Source organism: Moorena sp. SIO3E8 (genome assembly GCF_010692445.1).
In the GTDB taxonomy this organism is placed as follows: Bacteria; Cyanobacteriota; Cyanobacteriia; order Cyanobacteriales; family Coleofasciculaceae; genus Moorena; species Moorena bouillonii.
Genome location: NZ_JAAHHM010000223.1, coordinates 1 through 7,065 on the forward strand (window position 1 = coordinate 1; position 7,065 = coordinate 7,065).

The following is a 7,065-nucleotide window of genomic DNA, read 5'->3' on the forward strand; positions in this document are numbered from 1 at the left end:
ATGAAAACCCTATATAAGGTACCTAATGACAAAGGACTTCAGACACGAGGAGCCGTATGTGGTGAAAGTCACAAGTACGGTTTTGAAGACGAGTTGGAGAGGGCGACCTCCCAGCTTAGTTTAACGGCAAGTTACCTTTTTAAAGGTATTTAGGTAGTTTGGGTGTTTAGATAAGTGTTTGTGCAGTTTTATTCTTTTGAATGAACCGATGGGATAAATCCCGTCTGTTGTTTTAATGCCTTAGCTAAAGGGATAGGGCAAGCAAGGGGCTCGATACTTTCTCGATAATTTGTAAAATAAACATTAATTATATTAAGAAGTGTAAGAGTTTTCTATGGCTGACCAGTTAATTCGCGCCACAGCAGCTTCAGGGGGTATTCGCGCAGTTGGTGTGATTACTACACGCCTGACCGAAGAAGCTAGACAACGTCACCAACTATCCTATGTGGCAACGGCTGCCCTAGGTCGTACCATGTCTTCAGGTCTTCTGCTGGCTTCTAGTATGAAACGAGCCGAGTCGAGGGTCAATATTCGGATTAACGGCAATGGTCCACTGGGTGGAATTATGGTGGATGCAGGATTAGATGGTAAAGTTCGAGGTTATGTAGACAACCCAGAGGTGGAACTGCCACCAAATAAGCAGGGCAAATTAGATGTGGGTGGTGCTGTTGGTAGGGATGGTTTCCTATACGTGGTTCGGGATGTGGGTTATGGCTATCCCTATTCGAGTACAGTAGAGTTGGTTTCTGGTGAAATAGGTGATGACATCGCTAACTATCTGCTAAATTCGGAACAAACTCCGTCAGCGCTGGTGGTTGGTGTATTTGTAGGTGCTCAAGGGGTCACTGCGGCTGGGGGTATTTTAATCCAAGTTATGCCTAAGGCAGCAACGGATGAGGCATTAGTTCAAACTTTGGAATCTCGCATTACTAAACTATCAGGTTTTACACCGCTACTCCAAGCTAACCAGACCTTACCAGAGATTTTTGAACAGTTGTTGGGGGATATGGAGCTAGAGATTTTTCCAGAAACCCAGATGCTGCATTTTAACTGTGGTTGCTCCTTTGACCGGATGTTGGGGGCTCTGAAAATGCTCGGAAAAGAGGAACTTCAGGATATGATTGAAAAAGACGGTGGCGCTGAGGCAACTTGTCATTTTTGCTCAGAGGTCTATCATGCCAATCCGGATCAACTTTCTCAATTGATAAAAGAATTGTAAATTGAGTAGCTACTGGACTTCCTACTGTAACTGGAAGATTAGAATCCTGACTTGTAAAGGATTGCAAGAAATATGGATCAGTATAAAAACTCAAGCAGAATTCTAAGAACACTACTATAAGATAGGGTGTAGACTCTATATGTGTAAGGTGGGTAAAATCTCAACAACTGAGGTTGCTGTAAACAACCTGCTGTCTTCCGGTGTAGGGAGTGTGGAAGTGAATTATGACCAGAAATAGAGAATTTCCAGACCGTTGGCCAACGTCAAATGGTTCAAGTTCAGGTAAGTTTAATGGATGGCAACCTAACCATAGCGAACCGGTCACTCAACCGAGCGTAAACTATCCTAACCTAGGAAACCCATCGACACAGCCCCCCCAGCAATCTGAAAAATTTGTTGGTCAACCAGTAGCTAACTCTGGATTAAATACAGCACGAACTACCCCGAGACAAGCTCCCTCAGGAAAAACTACTGGAGTAAAAAACCTATTGCCTCGCAGTTGGCAGTTTTGGTCAGCCTTAGTTGTGTTGCTTTTCGGTAGTGCTGGATTTGCTTCAGCAATGATGTTGTTAAGGTTGCCAGCTGTACCAAACTGCCGTGCTGTGTTTTGGCCAACGGCTTCAGCATCGATGCGCCTATCTTGTGCTCAGGTGGCAGCAAATCAGGAAACTGTGCCGCAGTTGCTAAAAGCGATCGCATTAGTGGATGCCCTGCCCGAAGATCACCCATTACGGCCACAAGTTAACCAACATATCGAAGAGTGGTCACAAGTAATCCTCGAGATTGGGGAAGCTAAATTTCAAGCTGGTCAGCTCAATGAAGCTCTTAAGATTGCTAAACGTATTCCTTCAAAATCTGTAGCTGGCGCGATAGTAGAAAAGCGGGTAAAACGTTGGCAGAAAATCTGGTCAAGGGCAGAGGGAGTTTATGATCAAGCAGAAAAACAGTTGAGGTTATCAAACTGGAACTTAGCATTTCGCGAAGCAGTACGATTGACCTATGTGGACAATGACTACTGGGCTACGGCTAAGTATAACCAGCTAACGGATAAGATTAAGATGGGACGGGAAGACTCGGCTAAGCTGGATAAAGCTTTTGAGCTGAGTAGAAGTGGCAATATAGAGAAGATTCTGAAAGCTATTGACAAAGCTAAGGAAATCACAGAGCAAAGTTATGCTTACAAAGAAGCTCAGGATTTAATAAAAGACTCTGGCAACAAGCTGGTGGAGATAGCTCAGAATAAGCTAGAGCAAGGTAACTGGTCGGAAGTACTTGAGATTGCCTATAAACTTCCCGAAACGATTAAAGTACCTGAACTCAAATCTGATTTAATTGACCTAGCTCATGCCCTATCTCGTGCTGAGTCCGGTACAACCTGGGATTTAGAAGAAGCGATCGCATCTGCCCAAAAGCTCGACTCAGAACGTCCCCTATATAAGAAAGGGCAGCAATTAATTAGCCGTTGGCAACGAGAAGTAGAAGATGTGGCGCGACTAGAGCGAGCCCGAACCTATGCTACCTCGGGTTTAGCCAATGACTTAAGACTGGCAGTGGCTGAAGTGGAACAGATCCCTCGTGGTAATCCCCGCTATCAGGAAGCACGGGACGAAATTCGAGATTGGACTCGTCAAATTCAACTGATCGAAGACAGGCCATTCCTGGATCGGGCAGCACAACTGGCAAGTTATGGCAGCATTGATTCTTTGCAAGCTGCTGTTCAAGAAGCCCGTAAAATTTCCCGAGGTCGTAGTCTTTACCAGGAAGCTCAAAGTAAAATTAATCAGTGGTCTAGAAGTATCCAGCAGCAAGAAGACCAACCTTATTTAGACCAAGCACGCACTCTGGCAATCCGGGGTGATCTATATGCAGCCGTGGCAACTGCTGAACAAATTAAGTCAGGTCGAGCTCTGTACAATGAAGCCCAAAGCAAAGTCAGAAGCTGGAAGTTAGAACTAGAGGGTCAGCAGCGTTTACGGGAAGCTTACCAAATTGCTGAGGCTGGAACTCCACAAGCCCTAAGAAAAGCGATTCGAGTAGCTAGACAAGTGCCAACTTCAACCAAATCCCGTAGCGAGGCGAGAACAGTAGTCAATCGCTGGAGTTACAAAATCCTATCTATAGCCAGAAGTCGTTCTGCCTATAACCTCTCTGAATCCATTGCGATCGCAAACATAGTTCCGTCTGGTACTCGCCCTTACCAGGAAGCCCAACGGCAAATTCAATCATGGCGCAAGATTTTAGCTCCACCTCCCCCACCTCCTGTACCCGTAAGACGACCAAGACCGGTTCCGCCTGCATCTCCCCCACAAGTGGTGATCCCGAAACCAGCTCCCTCCCCACCATCAGTGGTAAAACCACCATCACCACCAGCCCGCTCCTACCCAATTGTGGTTCCACCACCGGAAGTTATCTCACCATCAGGTATTGTAAAACCACCGACTCAGCTAGAGCCGCCTAGGTTTAATCCCCCCGCTGGTAGGAAGATTGAGTTAATTGATGCTGACTCTTAAGAGTTTCCGAGGGTAGTACAACCGGCTAGGATCAAACCTGTGGAAATTGAACAGATTTTATGACCCATTCCCCCACCTGGCCTACGGCCACGCTGCGCGAACGTTCAGGTGGGGGTCAAGGAACAAAAAATTGTGTTATAATTAATTTAACTTGAGCGGTACGGCAAAGGACAGAACAAGATTCTGAGCAACCTAGAGGCACGACCTCTCAACGCCAGGGAAAACAAACCTGTTTTTCCTTTGTAGTCGGTTTATATAAGTCAGACTCTAGGTAAAAGTTTCTAAGATTTGCCCCATAGCGGAAGCGATGCAGCAAGGGAACAGGGGGTTTCCCCCACTCGCTATTGCATCAAGACAACGACTTGGGGGAAAAGTCCAGCAAAAGTCCTGGCTTTGGTGCGCGAATGCCGCCTGTCGCGAGGGATAAACCCTTGTAATCAAGACGGAAACCCCCACCTCGCGTAGCAGGTGGGGAAGCATTCATCATTAAAAATTCTTAATATTAAATGGAGTGAATTCCATTTAATATAGAATACTTTAACTTGTCATCAACCCTCAAGTCCCGTCTTGACCAGTTCATTCACGCTCCCCAAACTGAATTCACCCTCATTCTGCTAATTCTACTTTCGGTAGTTTTAGTGGTTCTTGAAACAAGTCTAGAGGGTGCAGGTTTCATCTATGGACTGGTCTATGTAAGCGAAGAGCTACTGACGGGCATATTTATCGTAGAACTAACGATCCGCTACCTAGTGGCAAGAAACAAACGTCGATTCTTGCGTCACTACTGGCTGGATATTATTGCTGTGCTACCTTTGTTACGGGCATTCCGCTTATTGCGAGTGTTACGGATGTTAAGGCTGCTCAGAGTCGGAATTTTGGTAAACCGTAACCTCAACCGCATCTCTTCCTCACTCGCTGCCAGTATTAGTGCTCAGATTGGAGTTTTTCTGATTATCGGCTTAATTACATTAGTCGGTGCTTTAGGGATTTATCTGCTGGAGGGAGGACAGAATGAGTCATTTGCTTCCCTAAGAGACTCTTTATGGTGGAGTTTTTTTACCCTAATCTCAGGAGAACCCATTGGTGGTGAACCCCAGACTGATGCTGGACGTTTGATTACCCTGATGGTAGTCATTGGCGGCTTAACTATGTTTGCCGTCTTCACCGGTGTAGTTTCAGCAGTAATGGTGCAACGACTTAGAACAGTGATGGAGGTGAAATACTTGGAACTGGATGAACTGCGCAATCACATTGTTATCTGCGGCTGGAACCGAGGTGCTCACCTACTGATTGAGGAACTCCAGGCAGACTCTGAGCTAAAGCACTATCCAATGGTGGTTGTGGCAGAGTTTACCGACACACCAGAGTGGGAACTCAAGGGAGTGAACCGTTCCCAAATATATTTCTATATTGGTGATTACACGACTATTGATGTCCTCGAAAGTGTGGGGATCTATCATGCCTCACGGGCAATCCTCCTGGCTGATTCTACCCGTCCTCGAAGTGACCAAGACCGGGATGCACGGACAGTCCTAGCGGCCTTGACCATTGAAAAACTCCAACCCGGAATTTACACTTGTGCTCAACTCCTTGACCGGAAAAACAATGTCCAACTGCGAGTAGCGGGAGTTGAAGATGTCATTGTTGTTGATGAATTAGCTAGTCACTTAATTGCTACCTCAGCTCGGAACCTAGGAGCTGTAGATGTGCTGGCAGAGTTGCTAACTGTGCAAGTGGGAAACCAGTTTTACAAAATTGTTTTACCACAGAAGTGGGTTGACATTTCGTTCTGGGAAGCTGCTCGGCGCTTGAAAGAGGAGTTTGATACAACATTGATTGCAATAGAGCGCCATAGCAATGGAAATCGGGAAACCCTAATTAATCCCCCTAAAGATCAAACACTACTATCTGGCGATCACTTAGTTATTATTGCTCGTAGTCTGCCGAAAATTGGGGTGCCAGTCCGGTAAAGTCTCAATTTTTTGGCAGGTCTTTATAGTGCGTTCGCTTTTAGCGGAAGCTTTGCTTCATCGCAAATATAGTGCGTTCGCTTTTAGCGGAAGCTTTGCTTCATCGCTTTTAGCGGAAGCTTTGCTTCATCGCAAATTAGGATCCCCTTGGGGTTTACAATGATTGGGACTTTTCAAATCCAGATTCTGCTTGTCTGTGTCTAGATAGCCTATAGCAGTCGAAGTAAAGCTTAAGACATCTTCTGCTCCCAGCTCCCCAGCTCCCTACTCCCTGCTCCCTGTTCCCTATTCCCTTTGCTATATGTATGAACAAGATTTTAACCGTTGGCGAGAAATCATCGTTGAACAAATCAAAGCTAGAAATTTATCGGCAATTGATTGGGATAATTTGCTGCTTGAGTTAGAGGACATGGGAAAGGCTGAAAAGCGAGCATTCATTAGCAATTTAACCATATTGATTGCCCATTTACTCAAAATAATGGTTCAAACTGACGCTCCTGATTCCATGAAAGGAAGTTGGTATAGTTCAGTCACAGAACATCGGTTTCGTATCCAAAAAGATTTACAAGACAGTCCTTCATTTAAACGTTATTTAGAAGAAGCGATCGCTAAAGCTTATAAAGATGCTCGAAAGTTAGCTATAAAAGAAGGTAAAAAAGCCAGCTTTGGCATTCGTAAGCCTAACCCGGAAGACTATCCCAATCAATGTCCTTTTACAATTGAACAGCTATTAGATGAAGACTTTTATGGGGATTAATTGAAAATGCGATCGCTTAATTTATTATACTAACGCACCTCAATTCATATCTCATCTTAATTATCGAAATTTTCAGTGCTTTACGCTGTTGCGCTTCACACCTTACAGAACTCTAGGAGAGCATTAAAATCATTCCGAATTTATTCAATGTCAGGATCTACATCACCAAAATCGACATCGTAAGAGTTTGAACTAATCTCTATGTTTACTACATCAATATCCGATTGAATATCTTCAAAGTTTCCCTCTAGGTCAATTATTGTTTCTAGTTCAAAGTTAAAATCAACTTCACTCTCTTGTAAATCTAATTGGAAAAAATCGTTATCTATGAAATCCCAAATATAAAAATATAATTGGCAGTAGGCACGAGAAGAAACTATAAATATGATTTGAATAGATAAGATTTCATCTTGTAACTGTATTAGTTTTACAGGTTTATCGTGAGCAATTTCGATACTATTTATATCAAGTTCAATTGACTCTACCTGAAGGGGTGACGAAATAGCCTGAAAAGCTTTAAATGTAAAGCTTTCACCATTTTGTGCTAAAAAAAAGATAGGTCTCTTTTGTTCAACAAGACCTACCTATTGACAATGTTACCTGTATTCT

At 44.1% G+C, this 7,065-nt stretch carries 5 protein-coding genes; 4 read left to right on the forward strand and 1 reads right to left on the reverse strand.

The features are described from left to right. Positions 1 to 334 precede the first annotated feature (334 nt). Both hslO and F6K46_RS37105 read left to right on the forward strand, forming a co-directional pair. Positions 335 to 1,219, forward strand: coding sequence for an Hsp33 family molecular chaperone HslO (gene hslO, locus F6K46_RS37100; protein ID WP_070393109.1), 885 nt, complete (start codon positions 335 to 337; stop codon positions 1,217 to 1,219). A gap of 224 nt (positions 1,220 to 1,443) precedes the next feature. Beyond that, positions 1,444 to 3,729, forward strand: coding sequence for a chromosome segregation ATPase (locus F6K46_RS37105; protein WP_293067771.1), 2,286 nt, complete (start codon positions 1,444 to 1,446; stop codon positions 3,727 to 3,729). 349 nt (positions 3,730 to 4,078) lie between these two features. Here F6K46_RS37105 and F6K46_RS37110 read toward each other — a convergent pair whose 3' ends face one another. Next, entirely contained in the window at positions 4,079 to 4,216 is a 138-nt protein-coding gene (locus tag F6K46_RS37110) for a hypothetical protein (RefSeq protein WP_293067774.1), read from the reverse strand. 55 nt (positions 4,217 to 4,271) lie between these two features. Here F6K46_RS37110 and F6K46_RS37115 point away from each other — a divergent pair, with 55 nt between their 5' ends. Together F6K46_RS37115 and F6K46_RS37120 are read left to right on the forward strand one after the other, a co-directional pair. Further along, positions 4,272 to 5,699 carry an ion transporter gene (locus F6K46_RS37115; RefSeq protein WP_075899775.1) on the forward strand — a complete coding sequence of 476 codons (1,428 nt, stop codon included), beginning with the start codon at positions 4,272 to 4,274 and terminating at the stop codon, positions 5,697 to 5,699. Positions 5,700 to 6,000: 301 nt separating this feature from the next. Beyond that, positions 6,001 to 6,456 (forward strand): DUF29 domain-containing protein, encoded by a 456-nt coding sequence (locus F6K46_RS37120; RefSeq protein ID WP_293067777.1) that lies wholly within the window; start codon positions 6,001 to 6,003, stop codon positions 6,454 to 6,456. Positions 6,457 to 7,065: the final 609 nt, after the last annotated feature.

Bases quoted from the DNA above. Each gene is read 5' to 3' on its own strand.
- hslO (WP_070393109.1), top strand. From the start codon at position 335: ATGGCTGACCAGTTAATTCGCGCCACAGCAGCTTCAGGGGGTATTCGC.
- F6K46_RS37105 (WP_293067771.1), top strand. From the start codon at position 1,444: ATGACCAGAAATAGAGAATTTCCAGACCGTTGGCCAACGTCAAATGGT.
- F6K46_RS37110 (WP_293067774.1), bottom strand. From the start codon at position 4,216: ATGATGAATGCTTCCCCACCTGCTACGCGAGGTGGGGGTTTCCGTCTT.
- F6K46_RS37120 (WP_293067777.1), top strand. From the start codon at position 6,001: ATGTATGAACAAGATTTTAACCGTTGGCGAGAAATCATCGTTGAACAA.